17 protein-coding genes and 1 tRNA gene are annotated in these 22,722 nt (G+C 69.7%); 5 read left to right on the forward strand and 13 right to left on the reverse strand.

Annotated elements, in window-relative coordinates:
• Nucleotides 1-32: 32 nt before the first annotated feature.
• Entirely contained in the window at nucleotides 33-527 is a 495-nt protein-coding gene (locus ACFXPL_RS32765) for a hypothetical protein (RefSeq protein WP_384926504.1), read from the reverse strand.
• A 412-nt stretch (nucleotides 528-939) separates the two neighbouring features.
• Between ACFXPL_RS32765 and ACFXPL_RS32770 the strand changes: the two genes are divergently transcribed.
• The 3 genes from ACFXPL_RS32770 (at nucleotide 940) to ACFXPL_RS32780 (ending at nucleotide 4,142) form a co-directional block, all read left to right on the forward strand.
• Nucleotides 940-2,622: a hypothetical protein gene (locus ACFXPL_RS32770; protein ID WP_384926506.1), complete on the forward strand. Its 1,683-nt coding sequence runs from the start codon at nucleotides 940-942 to the stop codon at nucleotides 2,620-2,622.
• A 154-nt stretch (nucleotides 2,623-2,776) separates the two neighbouring features.
• Nucleotides 2,777-3,004 carry a hypothetical protein gene (locus ACFXPL_RS32775; protein WP_384926508.1) on the forward strand — a complete coding sequence of 76 codons (228 nt, stop codon included), beginning with the start codon at nucleotides 2,777-2,779 and terminating at the stop codon, nucleotides 3,002-3,004.
• A 232-nt stretch (nucleotides 3,005-3,236) separates the two neighbouring features.
• Entirely contained in the window at nucleotides 3,237-4,142 is a 906-nt protein-coding gene (locus tag ACFXPL_RS32780) for a hypothetical protein (RefSeq protein WP_384926510.1), read from the forward strand.
• A 46-nt stretch (nucleotides 4,143-4,188) separates the two neighbouring features.
• Here the strand turns inward: ACFXPL_RS32780 and ACFXPL_RS32785 are convergent, their stop codons facing one another.
• The 4 genes from ACFXPL_RS32785 to ACFXPL_RS32800 all read right to left on the reverse strand — a co-directional run bounded on the left by ACFXPL_RS32785 (nucleotide 4,189) and on the right by ACFXPL_RS32800 (nucleotide 13,147).
• Nucleotides 4,189-6,597, reverse strand: a complete 2,409-nt coding sequence (locus ACFXPL_RS32785) for a Helicase associated domain protein (RefSeq protein ID WP_384926512.1) — start codon at nucleotides 6,595-6,597, stop codon at nucleotides 4,189-4,191.
• 161 nt (nucleotides 6,598-6,758) lie between these two features.
• Nucleotides 6,759-9,773, reverse strand: a complete 3,015-nt coding sequence (locus tag ACFXPL_RS32790; protein ID WP_384926514.1) for an AAA family ATPase — start codon at nucleotides 9,771-9,773, stop codon at nucleotides 6,759-6,761.
• 1 nt (nucleotide 9,774) lies between these two features.
• Nucleotides 9,775-10,944, reverse strand: a complete 1,170-nt coding sequence (locus ACFXPL_RS32795; RefSeq protein WP_384926516.1) for an exonuclease SbcCD subunit D — start codon at nucleotides 10,942-10,944, stop codon at nucleotides 9,775-9,777.
• 376 nt (nucleotides 10,945-11,320) lie between these two features.
• Complete coding sequence (locus ACFXPL_RS32800) at nucleotides 11,321-13,147, reverse strand: ATP-dependent endonuclease (protein ID WP_384926517.1); 1,827 nt, start codon at nucleotides 13,145-13,147, stop codon at nucleotides 11,321-11,323.
• Nucleotides 13,148-13,536: 389 nt separating this feature from the next.
• Here ACFXPL_RS32800 and ACFXPL_RS32805 point away from each other — a divergent pair, with 389 nt between their 5' ends.
• On the forward strand, nucleotides 13,537-14,646 hold the full coding sequence (locus ACFXPL_RS32805; RefSeq protein WP_384926519.1) for an ImmA/IrrE family metallo-endopeptidase: 1,110 nt from the start codon (nucleotides 13,537-13,539) through the stop codon (nucleotides 14,644-14,646).
• A complete protein-coding gene (locus ACFXPL_RS32810) occupies nucleotides 14,643-15,869 on the forward strand; it encodes a hypothetical protein (protein ID WP_384926521.1) in 1,227 nt (408 codons plus the stop codon). Before ACFXPL_RS32805 ends, ACFXPL_RS32810 begins: the two co-directional genes overlap by 4 nt.
• Here ACFXPL_RS32810 and ACFXPL_RS32815 read toward each other — a convergent pair whose 3' ends face one another.
• The 8 genes from ACFXPL_RS32815 to ACFXPL_RS32850 all read right to left on the reverse strand — a co-directional run bounded on the left by ACFXPL_RS32815 (nucleotide 15,870) and on the right by ACFXPL_RS32850 (nucleotide 22,388).
• The gene (locus ACFXPL_RS32815; protein WP_384926523.1) at nucleotides 15,870-16,499 is read right to left on the reverse strand and encodes a hypothetical protein; all 630 of its coding nucleotides are present in this window, start codon (nucleotides 16,497-16,499) and stop codon (nucleotides 15,870-15,872) included. It lies immediately after the preceding gene.
• A gap of 508 nt (nucleotides 16,500-17,007) precedes the next feature.
• Nucleotides 17,008-17,081: transfer RNA gene (locus tag ACFXPL_RS32820), tRNA-Met, on the reverse strand.
• Between the two features lie 62 nt (nucleotides 17,082-17,143).
• Nucleotides 17,144-17,716: a transcriptional regulator gene (locus ACFXPL_RS32825; RefSeq protein ID WP_384926525.1), complete on the reverse strand. Its 573-nt coding sequence runs from the start codon at nucleotides 17,714-17,716 to the stop codon at nucleotides 17,144-17,146.
• The gene (locus ACFXPL_RS32830; RefSeq protein ID WP_384926527.1) at nucleotides 17,716-19,299 is read right to left on the reverse strand and encodes a helix-turn-helix domain-containing protein; all 1,584 of its coding nucleotides are present in this window, start codon (nucleotides 19,297-19,299) and stop codon (nucleotides 17,716-17,718) included. The genes ACFXPL_RS32825 and ACFXPL_RS32830 overlap by 1 nt, the downstream gene beginning before the upstream one ends.
• The gene (locus ACFXPL_RS32835) at nucleotides 19,296-19,583 is read right to left on the reverse strand and encodes a helix-turn-helix domain-containing protein (RefSeq protein WP_266469336.1); all 288 of its coding nucleotides are present in this window, start codon (nucleotides 19,581-19,583) and stop codon (nucleotides 19,296-19,298) included. The genes ACFXPL_RS32830 and ACFXPL_RS32835 overlap by 4 nt, the downstream gene beginning before the upstream one ends.
• Before the next feature lie 116 nt (nucleotides 19,584-19,699).
• Entirely contained in the window at nucleotides 19,700-20,101 is a 402-nt protein-coding gene (locus tag ACFXPL_RS32840; protein WP_384926529.1) for a hypothetical protein, read from the reverse strand.
• 198 nt (nucleotides 20,102-20,299) lie between these two features.
• Entirely contained in the window at nucleotides 20,300-21,778 is a 1,479-nt protein-coding gene (locus ACFXPL_RS32845) for a UvrD-helicase domain-containing protein (protein ID WP_384926533.1), read from the reverse strand.
• 25 nt (nucleotides 21,779-21,803) lie between these two features.
• Complete coding sequence (locus tag ACFXPL_RS32850) at nucleotides 21,804-22,388, reverse strand: protein kinase (protein ID WP_384926531.1); 585 nt, start codon at nucleotides 22,386-22,388, stop codon at nucleotides 21,804-21,806.
• Nucleotides 22,389-22,722 lie beyond the last annotated feature (334 nt).

The raw sequence follows: 22,722 nt of genomic DNA on the forward strand, positions 1-22,722 counted from the left end.
CCAGTGATCCGCTCGTACGGCCTGCGCTTCAATCAGCCATGCCTTTCCGGTCCCGTGCTGGTCTTCACCGTCGTCAGCCGCCACAGGCCGAGCGCGGCGCTGTGGCGCAGCAAGGGCAGCAGGCCGGTGAGGAAGTCGTCGTCGAAGGGCTCGGCCCGTGCGATGGCGGTCGTCACCGCGTCGGTGAGCATGCGGCCCCGGTAGTCGCGGTGGGCGCGCGGGTGCTGTCCCGGCAGCCGCAAAGAAAGGGCGCGGGCCTGCTCCAGCAGGTCAGCGGGTGCCCTGACCCGCAGGGGCACGTCCGTGCGCGGCTCGCTGCGCCAGCGCGGCGGGCGCGGGTAGCGCAGCACGGTCGAGATGTGGGTGAGCCGGTCCTCGGGGTGCTGCTGTTCCTGGAAGGCCATGTGCTCGGCCAGCAGTTGGCGGACCGTCTCGTCGCGGGAAGTACCTCGCCGGACCGTGATCCGGCTTAGGGCTCGCAGGGCACAGGGCGCGATGCGGACGTTGGTTTCTGAAGTGCTGGACACCTCGAACGCTCGTCTCCCTCCGGGTTCTTCCCTCTGTGGGCCGGTTCTGCGGGTTGGGGACCGGCCCGGCAAGACGCCCACCTTGTGTCTACAGCCACGAGGCGGGCGGTGCGAGATTCTCGGGCAACCTGCTCGACGCTGAAGGGGAGCATGCCCCCGCACCAGGCCCGCACCCCGGCCCACGGCCTGCCGACAGTTCTCGTTGTGCCGCTGCACCCGCCGCCGGATGCTCGGGCCGGAGCCCGAAAGCATTCTGGGCGGCCGCCTCCGGTCATCCGGAGCCGGAGCGTGCACTTGAGCCGACGCAGCCGCTCACGCGGCGGGTACCGTCCCCGCGCCGGCTGGACGGTGGCTGTCAGTGCCGGGTGGGATCATCACTCTCCCAGGGTGTGATGCGCGGCAGGGGGCGGTTGTGGCGGTTGAGTGGGATCGCGTCGGGCAGCCGGGGTTCGACCGGATCGTCGAGGCGGTGGTGCACCGTGTGTACGACGCGACCGCGCGCGTGGAGGCGGTCAACGGGCGCGGCGGGGACGACGGCATCGACATCAAGGTCACCCACGACTCCCGGGTGCGCGTCTTCCAGCTGAAGTACTACCCGGGCGGTTTCCCGACCACGGCGCACAAGGGGCGGCGCAAGTCGATCAGGCAGTCGTTCGCGCGGGCGATGCGCGGCGGGCCGCAGGAGTGGGTGCTGGTGGTGCCGTGCGTACTGACGACACCCGAGCGGGAGTTCGTGGTGTCGCTGGCCGACGGGCTGGCCGTCGAGGTGGAGGTGTGGGACCGGGCGAAGCTGGACGATCTACTGGCGGCACATCCGGACGTGGAGGCGTCGTTCACCCGCGACCAGCTGTTCGAGGCGGCGAGGGTGTACGGGCAGGAGCGGGCGCTGCTCATGGGCGGCGTGGACGATGTGAGCGCCCGAGTGACGGCGCTGGGCGAACAGGTCGACGGGCTGGACGACCACTGGACCATGGACTCCACCCGGCGGGACGGCGCTGTGGTGCACCTGCTGCGCGGCAAGCACTCGCGGGCCCACGAGGTATCTCCCATCGTGTTCACGCTGACCGGGATCGGCCCGCTGGAACCGGAGCAGGCCGAGGCGGTCCGGCGCAGCCTGGGGTTCGGTCTGGACGAGAAGGTGGTGCTGCCGCGCGGGACGGTGGGGAAGATGACGGTGACCGGGCCGCAGTTCCTGGCCGGGGAGCGGTACGACGTCGAGGTGCGGTGGGGGCCGGCGGAGACGACCGTTCCGGCAGAGGTGGACGCGGACCTGGTATTCCTGGACGGCGATCGGGTCACCGCTTCCTACCCCGGCACCTTGAAGCATCTGGGACGCGGCGTCATCGGCCGGTCCGTGCGGATGGAACTGGCGGGCAGCGCACTGCAGTTGCTGACGCCCTACGATTCCGGGGCCGCGGCCTCGCTGACGCTCGCGTTCTCGCTGGAGGGACTGGAGCCGCCTGCGGCCCTGCGGGTGCTGCGCATCCACCGGCGTATCGCGGCTGGCGGTGCCTTCGAGATTCGTACCGTCAAAGGCCCTGTAGAAGGCGGCGAGATGCCGCCCTTACCCGAAGCGGAGCGCCTGCAGTCCGCGCGGCTGCAGCTCTTCCTTGAGGACCTCGACGTGGTGCAGCGTCACTGCGAGCAGTACTTCCCCGTTCCCGACGAGTTCACCACAAAGGAACGGATCGCCTTGCGCGTCGCGCGCCTGCTCCTCGACGGACACTGCGTGATCTCCCCTCTCCTGCCCCAGGTGCGTGTCACTTTCAACGGCCGCGACACCCCCGCCGTCCGCGCCCGGCTCGGCGGTGAACCGCATGCGGTGTGGCTGCCGTTCGAGGAGTTCACCCTGCAGATCGCCGGACGGCGCCTGGAGCTCGGTCCGGTGATTGTCTTCCACCAAAAGGCAGCCGTCGAGCCGGATAGCGGCCGCGCGGCACTGACCGCTCTCGACGCGGGGCGCGGCAACGGAGCCGAGGCTACCCTGAGGCCCGCGGACGGGGAACGGTTCCGGCTGGTGCTGCAGCGCTCCGTCACCGGTCCCGAGCCCGTCCCTGTGCCGCTGGAATTGCCCGGCTTTCCCGAACCCTGCTGAACGACGGTGCATCGAAGTCCGCACCGCCCATGCGCTGACGCCGGAGCACGGCGTACCGCTACGCCCGCAGCCGGCCTGTTCCGCGACCGCCCCTTCACGGGGCTGATGACCGTGGCGACCGGGCGCGAACCCGTCTGTCACGAAAGGAACGATCATGCCGCACACATCACATCACCCCGGGCCGGAGCCGGTCACCAAGCCTGGCTACCTGACCGAGGAGCAGTGGGCCCACCTCACCCTCGCCATCCTCATCGGTGTCAACGAGGGCTGCGAGAAGGCCGGGAAGGGCCGATGGTCGTCGGACCTGGGCGTCACCGCTGTGGGGGCGGTGCGAGCGCGGCTGGACGTGTTGATGGCTGAGGAAGATCCGCCGGATGCATGAGCTGGTGCGCAGGTCGTCACTGCCGGCCCAGCACTCCCCCACCCGGCGCCCGCCCGCACGGAATCAGCCCCTAGCGCGGGCTGCCCACCCAAGGGCTCGATCCTTTCCCGGGTGCCGTGTGGAAGGCCGGTAAGGTGGCGCTCTTCGGGCGGCTCGGCTCCCGGAGTCCCAGAGACGGCTGCCGGTGATCCTGCGCTTCGCGCCTGCACGTTCTGATGCCTCGATACACCACATGTGGCGGCTGCCCGCCGCCGACTTCCTGCGCGGGCGCCTGGCCCTGTGGTGGAGCGTAGGGCCCGGCGGTGAGCTTGCGGTCCTGCTGGTCAACCGGCGCTTCCTGCACCGCAGCCGCTACCCCAGAGGGTGGCTCGGGTTGAGGCCGGACCTTCCGTTCACCGCTGAGCTGGTCATCATCAGGGGCCACGTGGAACAGCGCATCGCGGTGAAGGACATCCGGATGTGGCCCTCCCATCTGGCCCTGCTGCCGAATCGCAGGTTCTTGCTGGTGAGCAGCCGTACGTCCCGGAGTGCGGCCGGGGATCCCTGGAAGCCCAATGCGGTGCTGTTCTCACCCTCGGGTGCCCCTGAGGCCGAGTTCTGCGTCGGTGATGACATCCCCGCCCTGGTCACCGACGCCGGCGGGAGCATCTGGACGGCCTACGGCGATGAGGGCATCTACGGCGATCACGACGAGTCGGCGGCGGGACTTGCGGGCTGGAACCTGCAGGGCCAGCCCCTCTGGGCTCCTGCAGGGCGGCTGCCCGATCATCCTCTGGAGGGCTGCACTGCGGCGACCGAGGGCGAACAGGTGTGGCTCGTGTGGTACTCCGGCAGCAGCACGGGCGGCGCCTTCCTCACCCGGATCACCCCCTCCACCGGCGCCGTGACCAGCTACCGCAGCCCTGTGCGCGCCCCGGACGGCTTCGCCGTGCGCGGTAACCGGGCCGTCCTGACCCGCCGCGAGCACAACAAGCCGTTCCTGGAGCTCACCCGTGCCCGCCTCGACGACGCCACCTGGACTGTCACCGGCCGCCAGCGGCTGCGGGTGCCCGGTCGGCTCGTCCTGCGCTGCGGACAGGGCCGCGACGGAGCCCTGTGGCTGCGCGCCGGCAACACCTGGCTGCGCATCGAGGTGTGAGCGCCCACCGCCCCCGGCGGCCGGTGACAGCAGGTAGACGGCCGGGTCACCCGGTGGTGTCGGCCGACGACGCGATCGGGTCCTCCTGAAGGATCTGTGACAGCAGGTGGGCCTGCGACTCGGGGAGTTGGCCGGCGTTGCGCTTCGTGCGGGTCTTGGCGAGCCAGGGGCCGATCATGACGCGGTCGCCGTCGACGTCGATCCATTCGCGGGCCGCGGGGGTTCGTCCCCAGCGCTCGACGAAGAGCTGCAGGATCTGGGCGGTCTGCGCGAACGTGCGCCGCCGCGGCGCGGACGGCTGGCCCGCGGCGCGCTGCGGGTCCAGGCTGATGCGGTCGGGGGTGAGGCCGGCGCTGGCGAGCAGGTCGCGTTGGCCGGGGTCGAGTTGGGGCCAGGTGGTGAGCTGGCGGTGCAGCCAGGCACCCGCTTTCACGCCGTGGACGAGCGTGTCGCGGGTGAGGGTGCTGGGGTGGTGGCCGTCTGCGAGGTGGCGGCGCAGCAGGTGGAACTTGCGGTGCCAGTCGGGGCCGTGCGGGAGTTTCCAGTCCGGGTCCAGGGCGGTGAGCGCCGCTTCGCGGTCGGGGGTGAGGCGGTCTTTGCGGGCCAGGGCGCGCTGGTCGGCGAGGAATTGGCCGCCGGGGGCGGTGGCGGGGACGGCGAGGTGGCCGTGGTCGGCGTGGTAGGCCTCGACGGTGGCCAGGTGGCCCTGCCAGGTGGCTTCGTGGTCGTCCCAGATCATGCCGAGTTCTTCGAGCTCGGCGATCCACGGCTGGTCGAGGGCGCCGGCCTGGTAAGCGGTGCGCTGGCCGGTGATGAACGTGCCGAGCCGGTAGCCGTAGGCGTCCTCGTAGTCGGCCGGTACCCGCAGGTGGCCGTGTTCGGCCTGGCAGCGGACGGCGGCGGCAAGTCCCGCGCGGCGCGGTGCGGAGAGGACGGCGCCGTGGGAGGGCCACACCAGCAGGTCCAGGGCGCGGGCGATGGCGGTGGGGTCGAGGGTGTGGTCAAAGCGAAAGCGGCGGGTGATGTAGGTGTGGGAATTGCGGGCGGGGTGCTGGTTCTTGGCTCTGGGGGCGCGGGCGGCGATGGTCTGGTCGTGGTGGCGCAGCGCGGCGGTGACCAGCCACAGGGCTTCGTAGGGGGTGCCGAGGAGGTCGGTGGGGTCGGCGCCGGGCGGGATGTAGGCGGGGATGATCAGGCTGGCCGTCTTCGTGGTCTGGGTGGGGGGTTTGCGCAGGGCTCGGCCGAGCGCCTGGACGATGCGGCGCACGCTGGCGGTGCGGTCGGCGAAGACGATCCCGTCGACGGCCGGCAGGTCGACGCCCTCGCCGAGGATCTTGGCGTTGGCCAGCACGCCGCGGGGCGCGTCGGTGAAGCGGGCGATGACGTTCGCGCGGCGGCGGGCGTTGAAGGTGCCGTCGATGGACTGCACCATCACCTCGTCCGCCCAGTCGGGGCGCAGGTCGGCGGGGAGGGTGCGCAGGGTGTGGGCGAACTGGCGGGCGAAATCCGCTGCGTCGGCGATCTGCTGGAAGTAGACGAACACGTGGCGCAGGTCGTGCTCGCGTATGGCTTTGAGGACGGCCAGGTGCAGGGCGGTGGTGCGGCGCGCGGTCGGCCCGGCGGCGGGGTCGGTGAGCGCGGTGCGCAGGTCGGTGTCGGTGATCGTGGGGACGACGAGCTGGTAGTCGGCCAGGACGCCGTCGTCGATGGCGTCGGCGTGGGAGTAGGTGTGCAGGCGGGGGCCGAAGATCTTCGGCTGGTCCATGGTCGCCAGCAGGGATGGGTCGTCCCAAGCCGGTGCGGTGACGGTGGTGCGCTTGGGCTGCGCCCTGGTGGTGGGCGGTTCGGTCAGGCGGGGGGCTTCCCACACATACGGGGTGGCGGTGAGGTAGAGGCGACGCTCGGCAGGGATGCGCTCGTTGTCGTGCAGCGCAGTCCAGTTCTTCTCCCAGGTGCCGGCCGTGGCGTGGGCCTCGTCCACGATCAGCAGGCCGAAGATGGGGGCGGGGAAGATCGCGGAGTGCTGGGCCTCTTCGATCTTGGACAGCGAGTCGTAGGTGAAGAAAACCGTCGCTTTGGGGTGGCGGGCGAGCCAATAGGCCAGGTACTCCCCCGCGTTGGCCGAGTCGACCTCCGCCTCGGCGAGGAGCGGGTGGGATTCGGCGCGCAGCGAGGAGACGGTGATCATCGGCTCGCGGCGGCCGTCCGCGCGGGCGGCCGCCGCCCACTGCGCGACCAGGTCCAGGCTGGGCACCGCCACCGCCAGGTGGCGCACGCCGAGTTCTTCGGCGACGCGTAGTGCGAAGAGGGTCTTGCCGGTGCCGCAGGCCGAGACGGCATGCCCGCGGGTGCGCGGGCGGCGCAGGTGGCGGACCGTACTAGCGAGGCCCTCTTGCTGGTCCGTGCGCAGGACCAGACGCCCGGTGTGTTGTGTGGCGGTGGGGCTGGTGGTCATCGCACGGTTCCTCGGCATACGAGAGGGGCTGGCTCGCGGTCATTCTCGCGTATAGCGGGGGTTCGGTGCAGCTGGTCTCTATCAACTGGAGCCCAAGCCTTGGTGTCATGCGTTCCGGTCGGCGGGTGGCCGGGTGCGTGTCCTCGTGTTCTGCCATGCGGTCATTCGGCCGCTTCGGTCAGGTGCCTGAGGGTGGAGCCGTCGATGTGCTTGGCGATGTGCAGGCGCTGGGTGATGCGGCGGCGCAGTTCGGGGACGTGGCTGATGAGTCCGACGGTGCGGTCGTGGGCGCGCAGGGAGTCCAGGACGTCGAGGACTTGGTGGAGGGTGTCTTCGTCGAGGGTGCCGAAGCCTTCGTCGATGAAGAGGGTGTCCAGTGCCTGGCCGCCTGCTTCGGCGGTGACGATGTCGGCCAGGCCCAGGGCGAGGGCCAGGGAGACGTAGAAGGATTCGCCGCCGGAGAGGGTGTCCGTGTGGCGCTTGTGGCCGCTCCAGGCATCGAGGACCTTGAGGTCCAGGCCTGATTTGGCGCCTCGGGCGGCTCTGTCGTCGGAGTGGACGAGGGTGAAGCGGTGGTGGGACATGCGTGACAGGCGGGTGTTGGCGGCGTCGACGACGTCTTCGAGACGGGCTGCCAGGACGTAGGACTCCAGTTGCATGCGGAGCTGGTTGCTGGGTGAGCCGCCGCTGATGAGGCCGTGGAGGTGATCGACGGTGCGGTAGGCGTCCTCGAGTGGCTCCAGGCGCTGGATCTGGGTGTCCAGCTGAGCGGTGAGGGTGGCCAGGGTGGTTGTCCGGTCGGCGGCCTGGGTGGCGAGGGCGGCCGTGCGGGTGTGGGTTGTGGTGGCGGTGTCCAGTTCGGTGACGGCGCGCTCGAGGTCGGCGGGTGGCTGGGTGATGGCTGCCTGCAGTTCGGGGTCGGCGAGCCGGGCGGTCAGTACGAGGCGCTGTTCACGCCAGTGGGTGATCTCTTTGTCGATCGCGGTGAGTTCGTTGTCGGGCAGGCGGGCGGCCGAGGCTTCGGCCGGGGAGGTGAAGCCTGCTGCGTGCGCTGCCTGCTCTGCGAGAGCGGTGGCGCTGTGGCGGTCTGTGGCGGTTGTTGTCACGGTGGCTGCGCACGCGGCGGCGGTCTCGAGTCGGCCGGCGTGCTGGGTGAGGTGGGTGATGCGGTCGGCGAGTGTGGTGTGTCCGTTGAGGGTGGTTGCCAGGCGGTGGGTGAGCTCTTCGCGCTGGGTGTGCAGGCTGTCGTAGGTGGCTTCGGCGGCGCCCATGCGTGCGGTTGCGGTGTTGCGGGTGTGTTCGGTGTCGGCCTGTTCTTTTTCCAGGAGGGTGAGTTGTTCGCCGGCTGGTCCGGCGTCGGCTGCCTGGGAGAGGGCGTCGGCGAGGTGTTGTTCGAGGGCGGTGCGGTTGGCGGTGAGGTCGGTGAGGGGGGTGTTGCCGCCGGCTTCACCGCGTGCTGTGGCGGCCTGTTCGTTCAGCTGGGCCAGGGCCTCTTTGGCCGTGTTCTCGCTCTGCTGGGCGCGGGTGTGGGCGGCTTCGGCGGCCTGTTCGTCGGCGGCGGTGGGCTGTCCGGGCTGGGGGGTGGCGGGTGCGGGGTGGGTGGGGGAACCGCACACGGGGCAGTCTTCGCCGTCGACGAGCCGGCCGGCGAGCTCGGCGACGATGCCGTCCGTGCGGCGGCGCCGGATGTCGACGTACGTTTTCGCGGCTTGCTCGGAGTCCTTCTCGGCCTGGCTGAGGACCTTGTGGGCGGCGCTGATCTGCTGGTCGAGAGCGTCACGGCGTCTGGCGGCTTCCAGCTGCTTTTCGGCGAGGTTGAGGGTGGGGGTGAGTTCGCGGCTGGTTTCCTGCGCGCTGCGGGCGGTTTCCAGGCGCGTGGCAAGGTCAGCGCGGCGTTGCGGAAGGGCGTTGAGCCATTGCTGAGCGTCGGTGAGGGTTTCGGTGAGCTGCTGGCGCTCGCGGTCGAGTGCGGCCAGATCTGTCGTGTGGCGCTGGAGGGTGGCCTCGTCGGGCAGCAGTGCCTGGACGGCGCCGGTTTCGGCGTGCAGCTGCTGGGCGGCGTGAGTGAGGCCGGCGGTGTCGAGCAATGCGTGTTCGGGCGACAGCAGGGCGCGGGCGCGGCTGTCGTCGTCCAGGGCACGGGTGTGCTCGCGGTCGGCGGTGTGTGCGGTCTCCAGGACGGATTGCAGTTGTTGGGCTTTCACGGCGCGGTCGCGGCGTTCGGCGAGGTGGTCGTGGTGGGTGGTCTGCTCGTGGAGCAGGCCGAGGTCGTGTGCGGTGGTGCGGTGGGCCTGCTGGAGACGGTGGAGGTCGCGGACGGCCTGTTCTGCCCGGCGGGCTTCGGTCAGCTGCTGCTCGGCGGTCTCGGTGGCAGCGTCGGTGGCGTCTTGGCGGGTGAGGGCCTGGCGGTGCAGGACGGTGGCCCAGGCGCGGGCGGGTGCGGTGAGGGTGGTGGGGTCGTCGGCCCGGGGGGCGTTCTGGGCCGGTTCGAGGTCGTCGCCGGCTGCCTGCTGGATGCGTTCGGCCAGGCGCAGGACGTCGGCGCGGGCCTCGTCGCGCGTCTTGGCGGTGAGGGTTTTGCGGTTGGCGAGGAATTCTTCGATGAGGCCGAAGCGGCGGGTGCCGAAGAGGGTGCCGAGCAGGACCCGGCGTTCGGATGCGTCGGCGCGCAGGAACTTGGTGAACTCGTTCTGTGGGAGCAGGACGACCTGGCAGAACTGCTGGCGGGTCAGGCGCAGGAGGGACTTGATCTCTTCTGCGGCTTCCTTGTGGGACTTGATGATGCCTTCCCACCGGCCGTGTCCGTGTTCGTCGAGGACCCATTGGTGCAGGTAGGTTTCGGCCTTCTGGTCGACGAGCTCTGCGCTGTTGCGCAGGTGGGGTCGCTTCTGGGCGGGGATCCTGCGGATCTGCAGGCGCTTGCCGGCGAGGGTTACTTCCAGGGTCACTTCGGTGAGTAGATCCGAGGGAGCGTGATCGCTGCGCAGCCGCATGTTGCGTTCGTGGGGCGGCAGGCCATAGAGGGCGAAGCAGATGGCGGCGAACAGGGTGCTCTTGCCGGCGCCGGTGTCGCCGTGCAGAAGGAACAGGCCGTCGGCGGACAGGGCGTCGAAGTCGACGGTGTGGCGGCGGGCGAAGGGGCCGAAGGCCTGCAGGTGTAGGGAGTGCAGACGCATGTCAGACGGTTTCCTTCTCCTGGGCGTGCACGCGCATGTCGTCGACGGCCTCTTGCAGGAGGTCTGCCTCTGCGGTGGTGGGTGGGGTGCCGCGCACGGCGGTGATGAAGTCGTGGGCGATGTCGAGGTCGCCGCGGCCGCGTACCCGTTCGCGGTAGGTGGGGCTGTCGGTGGCCTGTGCCGGGATGCTGGCGGGCACGTGCCGCATGTCCAGCGTCTTGGAGAAGCGCTGTCTGAGGCGTGCCATCGCCTCGTACGGCAGGGCGGTGTCGGTGAGGGTGACCTGCAGCCAGGCTTCGCTGAGCGGTTCGTGTGCTGGGTCGGTCAGCAGGTCGTCGATGCGGCCGGTCAGCCGGGCCAGCGGCAGGTGGAGGTCGGCCGGCAGGTCGTGGTGTGTGATCGTGGGGGCGCCGTCGGCCGGCAGGTCGGTGAGGGTGAGGGACTTGGTGTGGTTGGTCTCGGAGAAGGAGTAGGCCAGCGGGGAGCCGCTGTAATGGATGCGGTCGTTGACGCGCTGCGGGCGGTGAAGATGGCCCAGGGCGGTGTAGTCGATGCTGTCGAAGAGGTCGGCGCTGGCGTGGGCGACGCCGCCGACGCTGATGTCGCGTTCGCTTTTGCTGCTGGTGGCGCCGGTGATGAAGGCGTGGGCGAGGACGACGGAGCGGGTGCCCGGGCGGGTGGCGAGGTCGGCTCGGATGCGGTCCAGTGCCGAGGTGAGCACGGCCTGGTGGGAGGCTGTCTCGGCGTCCAGCTGGGTGCGTACCAGGGCGGGCTCGAGGTAGGGCACTCCGTAGACGGCGACGGGGCCGTGTTCGTCGTCGAGGAGGACGGGGCGGGCGGCGTCGGCGGGGTTGGTGCGCAGGTGGACGCCCGCTTTGGCGTACAGGCCGGAGCCGGTGCCGAGGCGGTGGGCCGAGTCGTGGTTGCCGCTGATCATGACGGTGGGGATGCCGAGGTCGGCGAGCTGGTGCAGAGCCCGGTCGAACAGACGTACCGCGTCCAGGCTCGGGATGGCACGGTCGTAGATGTCGCCCGCGATCAGCAGGGCGTCCACCTTCTGGGTGCGGGCGGTGGCGCAGATGTGGTCCAGGACCTTGCGCTGGCGGTCGATCAGATCTTCCCCGTGGAACCGGCGGCCAAGATGCCAGTCCGAGGTGTGCAGGAACCTCATGGGCACAGACCGTAACCAGTGTGGTGGGAGCTACGGGCGGTTTTCCCGATAAACGGTCTTGTTTCAGAGGCTTGGGGACACGCGAGGGAAAGGTTTCTTCGTCTGCGCTGCCGGGTGGCGGAGCCGGACGCGGCTCGCGGGGTGATTGTCAGTGGCAGGAGGCAAGATAAGCAGTGGGGGAAGGAGGATGTGATGTCGTTATCGCGTTCTGCCAGGACCGAGCACACTGTGGCGCCCGGGGGCTGCCGGTGGTGCGGAATCGAAGCCCGCGCTCACGCGCGGCAATGGACTGCGGAGGCCGGATGGCACGCCTGGGCGGCGCCGACCAATGAGCAGCGCAAGGAGCGCATGCTGCAGCGGCGGGCGCAGCAGCAGGTCAGCAGGCGAGGGCCTGCATCGCGGTGAAGATGTCCCGTAGCTGCTGGGGGACCTCTTCGGGGGTGGTGAGCATGGACACCAGTGCGTAGAGCATGTCGGCCTTGCCGTTGGGGCTGCTCTCCTCGGCCTGCTGTTTGATCATGTAGAGGATGCGCTCGCTGAACTTGCCGCCCCGGTGCTCGGTGAAGTCGTCGGCGCTCCAGGGGCGGCCCTTGGGGCGGGGCCAGTGGGCGTTGGCGGCGGCCGCCCACTGGAGGTCGCTGAAGAGCTCCTCCAGCTCGTTGTAGCCGTCGCTCTCTCCGACGTAGGAGACCTGCTGGGTGAGGTCGAGGCCGGCTTTGATGAGTTTCTCGGTCTTGAAGTGCTTGTTGGCGCGGCTGTCGGCGTCGACCATCAGCATGACGGTGCGGTGGTGCTTGACGAGGTAGCCCGCGAGGTGGAGTGCTCCTTCGTTGTTGTCACAGGCCCACAGGGCGATGCCGGCCGCCTGCAGGGGCAGCCCCTGCGAGAGGCGGAAGAGCAGGGGCACGCACTGCTGCTCGGTGGGGCCTTCGACTGCCAGGAAGCAGCGTTCGTGCAGCAGGACGGAGTTGCGCAGTCCCACCGCGGCGGCGATCTGTCCGAGGTGGAAGTCGATGCCGTCGTGGGTGTCGTCGTCGAGGCGCTCGACGAGGGTGCGGCCGCTGTCGCTGAGTTTGAGGTGGACGATGTCGGCGATGTCGACGCCGTCGATGAGGTTCATCGAGTGGGTGGCGACGATGACGCTGACGTGGGGCAGGGCGCACTGCTTGCGGATGATGTCCATGACGGTGCGCTGGTGGCGGTAGTCGAGGTGGGTGTCGGGCTCGTCGTAGACGACGATGGTCTGCGTGGGCTGTGGCTCGTCCTGCTCCCCCGCCGCGGCGAGTTCACTGCTTTCGAGGAGGCTGCTGGTCCACTCCCACACAGCGAGGGCGATGCGCCGGGTGCTGCCCTGGCCCGAGCGGGTCAGGTCCACGGGCTCGCCGTCGGCCTTGGAGACCTCCAGCGGCGCCCTTTTGAAGCCGCCCTTGAAGGAGACCTCGGGCTTGACCTCCACGCCGACGAACTCGTGGCAGTGCTGGCGGATGTGCCGGCACAGGGAGTCCGCTTCCTTCTCCAGCCGCTGCGTGATCTCCTTCTCGATCTCCCGGACCTGCCCTTGGAGGGTCTCGTCCTCCAGGTGGGTCTCGTAGCAGCTGCTCAAAGCGGTGCGCACCGCGTCGTCCGGGCTCTCGTCCTTGCCGCCGAACGCCAGCAGCCGCGGCAGCCGGGTCTCGAGGTCTTTGGGCAGCGGCTGCCACTGGTCGGTCTGCGGGACGGTCGCGGCGTGTGCGGTGAGCGCGGCCAGCAGGTCGTCCTTCAGCGTGCCCGACGGGACGAGGCCGAACTCGGCGACCAGTTCGGTCAGGTCCTTCTTCATCAGCCGGCCCAGGCCCTGCAGACGGCTGTCGGCGGGCTGCGATCCGAAGAACTCCCAGCACGCCTCCTCACCGGCCCGTGAGCGGCGCCGGATACGGAGCTCGGCCGGTAAGGGAGCTGCTGCGGCCTGCTCGGCGGTGTCCAGGCGGAAGACGCCCTCCACCCATGTCTCCGCGCAGCGCTGTCCCTTGACACCCTCGTCCTGCTGGTAGGTGCGGTCCTCGTCCGTCAGACGGTGTTCGCCCAGCAGGAAGGCCAGAGCGGCCAGGACCGTGCTCTTGCCGCCGTCGTTGCGGCCGGCCAGGATCGTCGGGCTGCTGACCGGGATGTCCTGCACATAGGTCAGCGAGCGGAACCCGCACGCGGAGAAGCTGATGAGGTGCACGGTCGAGCTGCTCCGTATCTCCCGCTCCGCCGGGGCGACGGACTGGGGTGTGGCGTGCGGGCGTTACGCGTGCGGATGAGGCGCTTGAGGCCCCGGCGCAGGCAGTCATCCTAGAGGCACGTACAGCAACCGTGCCCCGTATTGCGCCAGTTAGCGTCTGGGTGAGGAGAGGCTGAGCCTCTCCGTCTGAGGGCGGAACGCCACTTCCCGCAGGAGCCGGAGCTGCACCGGCACAGCCTCAGGGAACGTGTTTGACCAGCGTGAACCCAGAATGCACGGTTCCACGCACTACGCCCCCTCTTCTTGACCTTCTGTCATTTTTGTCAACTTCGACACGTGGAGGAATATTTGAAGCTAATCTTTTGAGGTCTGATCCGAGGTGGTACGACGTGAGCGATGTACGTCCGGCGCAGCCGGGGATGCTGGTGGTGGCCCGGGAGTTCCGCGGCATGACGCAAGCCGACGTGGCTGAGGCGATGGTGAAGGCCTCCGGCGGTGACGTGGCGGTGTCCCAGGGGTATGTGAGCCGCGCCGAGAGCGGCCGGCTGGCGGTCTCGGGAGAGCGGCTGGAGCTGTACGCGGCGGCGCTGGGGTATCCGCCGGATCTGCTGTGTCTGGATCCGCAGGTGCACGGGATCGGCGTGGGGCTCGTCCACCACCGCAAGCGTGCGTCGTTGACCGTCTCCGCCCTGCGGCGCCAGCCTGCCCATCTCGCCCTGACACGAGTGCAGTTGCAGGGCATCGCCGCGTGCCGCCCCGGTCTCGGCGTGCGGGCTGCGGCCATCCCCACTGTCGAACTCGACGCCCTGACCACGGCCAAGGACGCAGCCCGGCAGGTTCGCAAGGCCTGGGGCATGCCGCCGGGCCCGGCAGCGGACATCACCGCGTCCCTGGAGGCGGCCGGAACTCTGGTGGTCGCGCGTGATCTGGGCAGCGGCCGGCTCGACGCGGTCAGCCAGTGGGACGGAAAGCAGCCGCCGCTCATCCTGGCCAACGACCACGCGCCCGCAGACCGCTACCGCTTCAGCCTGGCGCACGAGCTGGGTCACCTGGTCCTGCACCAGTCCCCCGGCGACAGCACCGTGCAGGAGCGGCAGGCCGACGAATTCGCCGCCGAGTTCCTCATGCCCGCACGTGACATCCGCTCCGCCTTCACGCCCCGCGTCGACCTGGAACTCCTGGCCCGGCTGAAGCGGGAGTGGAAGGTGTCGATGGCCGCGCTGCTGCGCCGGGCGCAGAGTCTGAACATCGTCACGGACTGGCAGTACCGCAGCGTGACGGTGGAGATGTCCGCGCTGGGATACCGCACAGCCGAACCGGTCGAGATAGACCAGGAGCAGCCCCGGTACGTCCCCGGGATGATCCGCTCTGCTCTGGCCGCAGGGATCAATGAGGAGGAGCTGGCCCGCTGTGCGCGGCTGCTGCCCGAAGACTTCCAGTTGCTGTACGCCCCGCGCGAAGACGCGGCGGTGAATTCCGCTTCGAAGGTGAGGCCATGACTGAGTCGTTCCCCTCCCCGCACCCGGGCGCCGGTTCCGATCCCGCGGAGCCTCCCGACCCGCCTCTGACCCATCAGCCCTCTGTACCCGGGCAGTTGCGGGGCCGGATGCTGCTGCAGGCCGGGGTCAGCCGGGTCGGTTACATCCGCGCACAGCTCGATCCGGTGCGCAGCGGGCTCGTCGTCAGCGGTCCCGGGGCGGCGGCGAAAGTCCGCAAGCTGCGCGAGGAGGGGTTCACGGGACCGCTGCTGGCGGATCCCGCCGTCTACACCGTGGCGGCGGCCAGTGAGGATGATCCTTTCCCCGATGTCTCGGAAGGCCAGCTGTCCTTCGGCGACCCGCTGAGGCTGTCGATCGAGGAGCAGGTGGGCCACCGTGCGGGCGCGACAGCGGCCATGACGCCCACCGGATATCTGCACGCGGAAGACTCCGACGCCCTCAAGGCCGCCGTCCACCAGGTCCTCAAGCTGGAGGACCCTAGCGTCTTTTTCAGCGTTCCCGTGGACGTGGCGTGGCTGCGCGATGACTCGGTCGGGCAGCTGATCGCCTGGCTCAATGTCGTACCGAACCCCAAAGCGGTCATGCTCGGCGGACAGATGGACCCACTGGCCGGCTTCTCCCAGGCAGTGGGCAACCTCAAGCGGCTGCTGGCGGAGGTACCCGGAACCGCGCTGCTGCGTGCCGACCTCGCGGCGTTCGGGGCTCTGGCCCACGGGGCGGCGTTCACCGCCTTCGGCGCCACCAGCAGCGTGCGGCACACCGTGCCGCCCGGCCAGACGGCCAAGCGGTCTCCGGGCGGACCGAACTCGCCCTCCGTGCTGCTGCCGGAGCTGATGGACTTCTTCCTCGGCGAGACGCTGGCGAAGAGGTTCGCCGCGGGCCTGGCGCCGGTGTGCCGGTGCGCGGCCTGCGACGGACTGGTGCTGGACACCTTCGTCAGCAATCACTGGCAGGTGTCGGCGGCCGCCCACAACGCGGCGGTGCTGATGGAGTGGCTGCGCAGCATGGACGCCGTCGAGCCGGCCGGGCGGGCCGCGTGGTGGCAGCAGCGCTGCCGGCGTGCGATCGACCGCTATCCGGTGCTCAACGCTGAACTCGACCATCCCGGGTTCAGCGCCTTCAAGGTGCCCCAGCAGTTGCTGCAGTGGGCGCAGGCCTCTGTCGCCCCGCAGGCTTCGTCGACAGCCCGCCCGGTGGCGGGCGTGGAGCGCGGTGAGCCGTGACTAGCCGATGCGGCGGTGGAACTCCTCGGTGAAGCACCACGCCGCGGGCGTGTGGCGGTGCGGGGTGTAAGGCCGGGGCTCCAGCAGCAAGTCCACGCTCTCGCCGTCGGCCACCAGGATGCCGATGCCGTAGAAGGCGGCTTCCATCAGCATCTCCTCAGCGGCCGGTGGAGCGCTATCCAGCAGCAGGGCGCGCCGGCAGAAGGGGGCGAAACGGCCGGCTTGCTCCAGCCCTCCGCGCCAGCCCGCGGCGCTCGCCCGGACTACGGCGAGATCAACGGTGAGCGGTCGCACCGCGCGACGGGTGACCTCACAGCGGTCGACCTCGGCCGCACCGGCCGGAAGCCGCCGTACCGCCGAACGCAGCCGTGCGGGCAGCGACGCCAGTGCGACGGGCTCATCTACGGGCAGCTCCAGAAGGGTCTGCAGCGCATCAAGACTGTTCAGGCGCGCCGCTGACACGCGGGCGCGGCGTGCGCATTCTTCCTCGTCAAGCCGGTAGAACAGCAGCGCCTGACTGCCCATCAGCTGGAGCGAGACAGACAGTACGGCAGGATCCAGCAGGGTCGCGGAGGCTGCGCGTACCGACGTGCCCACCGACGGGCTGGCCAAGGTCACCATGCCGTTCACCCTGCCTCATCCGACTTCAGCCGCACCCGGCGGCCCCGACTATCCCACCCGATGGGGCACGGCCGCCTCGTCCAAACGTTCCAAAAACGCACCCAATCCCTGCCACAGTGCTATGCCGCCGGCCGCACAGTAGAACTACCGCTGTTCCCCAGGACACCAGGCCTGCGGGGCCGTATGCCGCGCGGCCAGGTGGACCACGGCGCAGGTCCCGCACAGCACGGCGGCTCGGTGACGGGTATGGGCAGACCAGGACCTGCTGCGAGATCCCAGCGCGGACCGCGCACATGGCAACCCTGCACTGTGCGCAGACGCCAACCACTGCGATCCGCGCACCGTCACCGACGACTCCCCTGTTCGCCGCAGAGAGTCCAGCGAGAACGGCCTGAGATCGATCACCTCGGGCAGGCAGCAAGGGCGGCCGGGCCTCCTGCTGGCCAGGAGGCAGACGTGTGCTTGCGCCGGGAACGCAAAAGAGCCCGGATCGTGTAGATCCGGGCCTCTTCGGCAGTAGCGGGGACAGGATTTGAACCTGCGACCTCTGGGTTATGAGCCCAGCGAGCTACCGAGCTGCTCCACCCCGCGTCGGTGATCCCCACCGTACGCCATCCCAGCAGGCACCGAAGACCACCTTCTGGCGCAGGGTTTTATGCGGCGAAGCCGACGTTGGTGACGTACTCGTACTGGCCCCACTGCGAGCCGAGGTCGACGATCGTGTCCTGCCACGCGGCGTCGAGGCTCTGGGGGTCGCCGGCCGCCCAGGAGCCGACGATTCGGTCCCAGCGGCGCACGTTCATCGTCCGGTACTCCACCACGCGCTGCAGCGGCTGCGGCACCTGGGACTGGTTGAGCGGGTGGATCTCCACTCGCGTACCACGTCCGTCGCGGTTGAGGCGCCTGAGGAGATGGCGGGCGACGTTGTGACGGCGCACTGCCCGGTACACCTGGTCGATGCGTTTCAGGTTGGCCTTGGAGGGGCGGCGTTCGCCCTCCAGCCAGGCCTTCAGCGTCCGGTGGGTCACTGTGAGTCCGGCGTCCTGCGCTGTCTTCAGGGTCTGGGTCGACTTCGTCAGATAGTGCAGGCGCGCCGTCCATCCGCGCTTGGCGGTCACGGGAGTGGCGATGCCGCCCGCGAGTTCGTCGAGCTTGCGGGCGACGGCGTCGCTGCCCTTGATGCCCTGGGCGCCGAACCTCCCGAAGTCGATGTTCTTCTCCGGCACTACTCCCCCTCTCCTGCGTGCTCACCGGCGTCGGTTCCGGCGGTGTACGTGTCCTTGACCTTGACCTCGGTAACGCCTCGGCCTTCGGCGAAGACACGGCGCCAGTCACCGATGACGTGGAGTTCGTCGGTGCCCGTCGCCCGGACGACGGCCAGGCCTTCGTCATGGGCCTTGAGCGCCTTGAGCCACAGATTGGCGAAGGCCTGGCTGCGGATGAGGTGCATCCAGTCCGGACGGTAGAGCTCCCGGTTGTAGTTCGACTCCCCCATCGTGGAGACGAACTTCGAGTACATCGCCTTCACGTACTCCAGCGTCACCGTATCGCCCTGCTCGATCGCCGTGTCGCGGGCGTCCTTCAACGCGATGCGGAACTTTTCCAGCAGGTTCTCCGTGGCCCCGGAGGTGTACGACTCGTGGATCTGAGGAGGCGCGCACAGCTGGTGCTTCGGGCCGGACAGGCGCAGCAGGAGGCGCAGCGTCGGCTCGGTGACCCACAGCGGGCCGGGCTCGTCCCTCTGGCCGATCGGGTTGGGCAGCACCGCCTCGTGCTCCCACTCGGGCGGGGTGATCAGGTGGACTCCGGAGCGGCGGCGGTCGTGGGCCAGGCCGGTGGAGTGCTCGAGCTGACCCAGGGGGAGGTGCGTCTTGAGGGCGGATAGGTAGGCGCCGTTGATGTCGAGCGCGGTCACCTCATGCCGGCCGGGCGGGAGTTCGTGACGGGTCCACTTGGGGCGGGCCTCCCAGATCTGGTCGGCGCCGCGCGCGGTCTGCTTCTTGAGGATGTCGGGGATCCAGGGGTGCGCGATCACGTCGTAGCGGGCGCCCTTGCGGGTCTCGTCCAGCAGTCGCATTGCGTCCGGGATCGCCCGCTTCAACAGCGCCGCCGTGGCTGCGTCGACGTCGCCCCGGTGCTCGGCGAGCACGCCCTGCACGGCCTCGCGGATCAGGTCGACCGGGCCGGACGGCTCCTGGAACGCGTGGCGGGCCGGGCCCTTAGAACGCTCCGTTGCACGCACCGGACGTGCCGTGCACAGCGGCGCTTTCGGAGTTTGCGCAGTGGGCTGTTCAGCAGGTGGGGCAGGCGCGGCAGCGGGGGCTCCAGTGGCGGTGGGCTGGCAGTCGGCCGGGGACAGGTGCTGAGCGAACCCTGCCACGCGTCGTCTGGCCGGACGGCCGCACAGCACACACGGCTCGGGCACGACGAGCAGCTCTACGTCGTCCCTGTCCTCATCCTGCCCGGGATCCGGCGAAGACGAGGGAGTGACGGTCACGGCTGCGTCTGACGTGAGGGGCTGCTCCGCAGCCGGCGCCGGCGCCGCCGTGGTCTCGGTCTCGGTCTCGGTGGCGAGCTTGGTGTTCAGCCCGTCCAGCAGGTACGCATATTTGGTGCGGATCTCGCCGGCCGGGTCCCGGCCGCTTTCCCATCCGCTCAGGGTGGACGGGCTCACCCCGAGCGCACGGGCCACCTGCGCCTTGGACAGCCGAGCCCGCTCCCGCAGCTCGCGGCGCACCTGGCAGGGCGGGAGTTCGACCTCCGGACCGACGGCGTCAAGCAGCGAGTCGATCGCGTCGAAGTCGCTCACCGGCTCGCCCCCTTCGCCTCGGTCCGGACGGAACGGCGCCTGCCGGTGGGCAGCGCCTCGCACGCTCTGGTCGGACCCGCCAGCAGGTCCAGCGCGCCGATGCCGTAGTGCTCGGCCAGGACGTCGACGTCGCGCAGGCTCCATGAGATGGCGCCCGACTGCCGGCGCGACACCTGCGTCTGCGTCAGCCCCAGCACCCCCGCAACCGACCGCTGCGAGTCACCCGTCACCTGCATCAACGCGGCCACCGTCAGTCGTAGCGACTCCTCCAAGCTCAATCCCATGCCGCCATCTTACCTGAATCTATGCAACTTTCGCATCTATATCAGCTTTTTACTATCGATGATGCAGGAAAGCTTTCACCGTCACACAGGAACCGAAGGTCTCGAGCAAGCGGATGTCAGCAATCCGGGCCGCCCTGATCCCGCGGAATCCGTCGGGCCGCACGCCGGGCTTCCCGTTTCGCCTGGCGCACCGCTTCCACCGCACGATCAGACAGGCACCGCGGGCACACGAGGTCGACGACACGGCGGCGCAGGGCCCGGCGCAGCCGGAGCCCGGGCGGCGGCGGCCACCCACGGCAGTGGCGGCGCACCGTACGCACTCCGGTGCCCAAGAGCGCCCCGACCACGGAGGCGTTGTCGGCGTAGTTGGCCAGGAGGAACGCCACCTGCGCCCGGTGGCCGGCCGGGAACCGGGCCGCGAACTCGGTCCGCTCTTCCGGCTGGAGGAGCGCGTCGTGGCGTTCGCAGCGCGGCGTCGTCTTGTTGTTCCGGGCGATGCCCGGCGAGCTGATGTTCATAGCTCAAGAAGCCTGCCGGGGGCCGTCTGTGGACAGCGGGCGGCCGCTGAGGGCTTCTCGGATGTGCCGTCACCGGCAGGGTCGGCGCCCGTCACACTCGATGCTGCACCGTCCCGGATCATTGCGATCCGTACCGCCGCTCCCCCGTGCGCTCCTTACCAGGCGGAGGCACCGAACGCCCAGAACCCGCCCGGAGTATCACTGTGGTGGCTGGGGACTGGCCGATGCTCCTTCCGGATGCTCGTTGATCCAGGACAGGCCGCCGATGTCGAGGCGGTGCCGGGTGCGGGTGACGGCCACATAGGCCAGGCATGCCTCTTTGTCGTCGATCCGGCGGGCCGTCCCCTGCCCTGTGTCGTGCGGCGGGCCGTCGGAGGGTGGGGTGAAGTCGTCGGCGATCTTCACCTGTGCCCATTCCCGGCCTTTGGCCTTGTGCGCGGTGGAGACGGTTACCTCGGCCTGGCCTTCGGGGGCGAGATGGTCGACGGCGGTCAGGATGGCGTCCGCGCCGTGGGTATCGACCAGGTCGACCAGGGGTTGCAGGTCACGGCCGGCGGGGTCGTAGGCGGCGTAGTCCTGCAGATCGCCCCAGGTCGTGAACAGCACCAGTTCGGGATGCGTGGTGCGGCGTCCTTTTTTGAGGTCGCGGGCGGCCAGGGCCAGAGCACGCAGGCTGTCTCCTCCCCCGGCCAGTGCGACCCGGTGTCCGCCGGACAGGAGGTCCATGACCTGGGCCATGGCGCCGACGTTGGTGCGGCACAGCACGGCGTCGGGCCGGCTGACGGGGCCGAGCTCGGTGGGCACGGTGTCGACACCGGTGAGACGGATAGGGGCGTCGGCGAGGTGCAGCCAGCGGTTGGCTTCCTCGGCAAGGCGGGGGCCGAAGCGGAAGGACTGGGACAGGGCGAGCTGGGTGCCGTCGAAGCTGGTCATGACGTCTTTGGCACCGCGCCAGTGATAGATGGCCTGGGCGGAGTCGCCGACCATGACCAGCTGGGCGTGGTCGCGTTGGGCAAGGAAGATCTGTTCGATAACGGGGTTGGTGTCCTGGGCCTCGTCGAGGAGCAGGAAATCGGCGTCAAGCTTCGGCTGGGTGAGGGCCCAGATTTTCAGGTAGTGGTCGTGGTCGAAGCGGACGGCGCCGTCGTCGGGGTGCTGCAGGTCCATCCAGGCTTTGCGGGCGAACGGAACGATGTGGGTGGCGAGTTGCGCGTGCAGGGAGGGCTCTTCGAGGCCGCGCAGGTGCGGGATGTGATGGCGGGTAATCGTCGCGTCGGCGGTGTGGCAGAAGCGAGCCACGGTGCGCAAGATGACGTAGGAGAGGGTTTTTTGAGAGAGGTCGCGTTCGCCGACCCGAAGGGCTTTGGTGATGCCGAGGGCCTGCCCGGTCTGCCATGCAGGTCGGCGGGGGGCGTTGAGCCGATGGGTGTAGCGGTGGCCGACGGCGGCGTAGGCCAGGGCGTGGGCTGTCTTGCACAGGACGCTTTTGGGGAAGCGCGCGGTGGCATCCTGGGCGATGGCCCGGTTGTAGGCGAGGTAGCGGCCGCGGCGCTGGGTGGCGTGGGCAAGCTGGGCCAGGGTGGTGGTCTTGCCGGTGCCCGCACCGGCCTGCAGGGCCAGGTGTTCTCCGGCGTGGAAGGCGTCGGCCGCGGCGGCCTGTTCGTCGGTCGGTTTCAGCACGGCGCGGCTCCGGAAGTGCGGGTCAGGGCGTGCCCGACGGCCGCGATGAGATGGGCGGGCGTGGTATGGGCGAGCAGTTGCTGCAGGGCCCGGTCGAGGCGGTCGGCCTCGGCGCTGGCGTGCTCGGCCAGGGGCCGGTGAACGGCCAGTTCCATAAAGCGCTGGGGTGCCTGTGCTGCGCGGCCGGCCGCTGCCGCGAGGGCGGTGTGTGCGGCGGGCGGGAAGGCGACGTTGAGGAGGATCTTGCCGCTTCGGTCGGGGTAATGCGTGGTGATGACGTCGATGGGCAGCCGTGTGCCGATCTGGCGGCGCAGTCGGGTGAGGGCCCCGGGGTGACATCGCCGTGCACCACCCCCTCGGCATGGGACTTCGCCAGCGCCGCCGCCATCTGGCACCCCACGGACCCGGCCTCTTCAGGCGTGAGCACCCCGTCCTCGGTCACGACCTGCGCGAGACTTCGCGAGGGCACGAACTCCATCACAATCCAGCAGGCCGCCTCCGCCTCGACGAGATCGAAGACCGGCACGATGTTCGCGTGATGCAGCCGTGCCGCAAGCTGTGCCTCCTTCTTGAGCCGTTTCGCGGCCTCGCTGTCGTCCGGGGGCACACTTGACCGCGACGCGCCCCCTCAGTCTCTCGTCCCACGCCTGCCAGACAACCTCCATCCCGCCCTTTGCCGATGAGTTCTCGCAGAAGGTAGCGGTCAGCGACCTTGTCCCCGGCCTGAGGCTTCACCAGCACCCCTCCCCCACTCCGCTCCGCATAACAGGTCACCGCCCTACCCTTGGTTGCCAAATAGTCACGTAGCGTACTCATGGTGGGCCGGGCCGTGAGCTGTTTCCCGGGACTCCGTACACCTCGGCGCAGTTGCACCACCCCGCATGGCGCAGGAGAAGGCCGGTCACCGTACCGAGGACCAGAGCGAGGGGTGAGGCGCGTGC

The organism is Streptomyces sp. NPDC059092, assembly GCF_042756365.1.
In the GTDB taxonomy this organism is placed as follows: domain Bacteria; phylum Actinomycetota; class Actinomycetes; order Streptomycetales; family Streptomycetaceae; genus Streptomyces.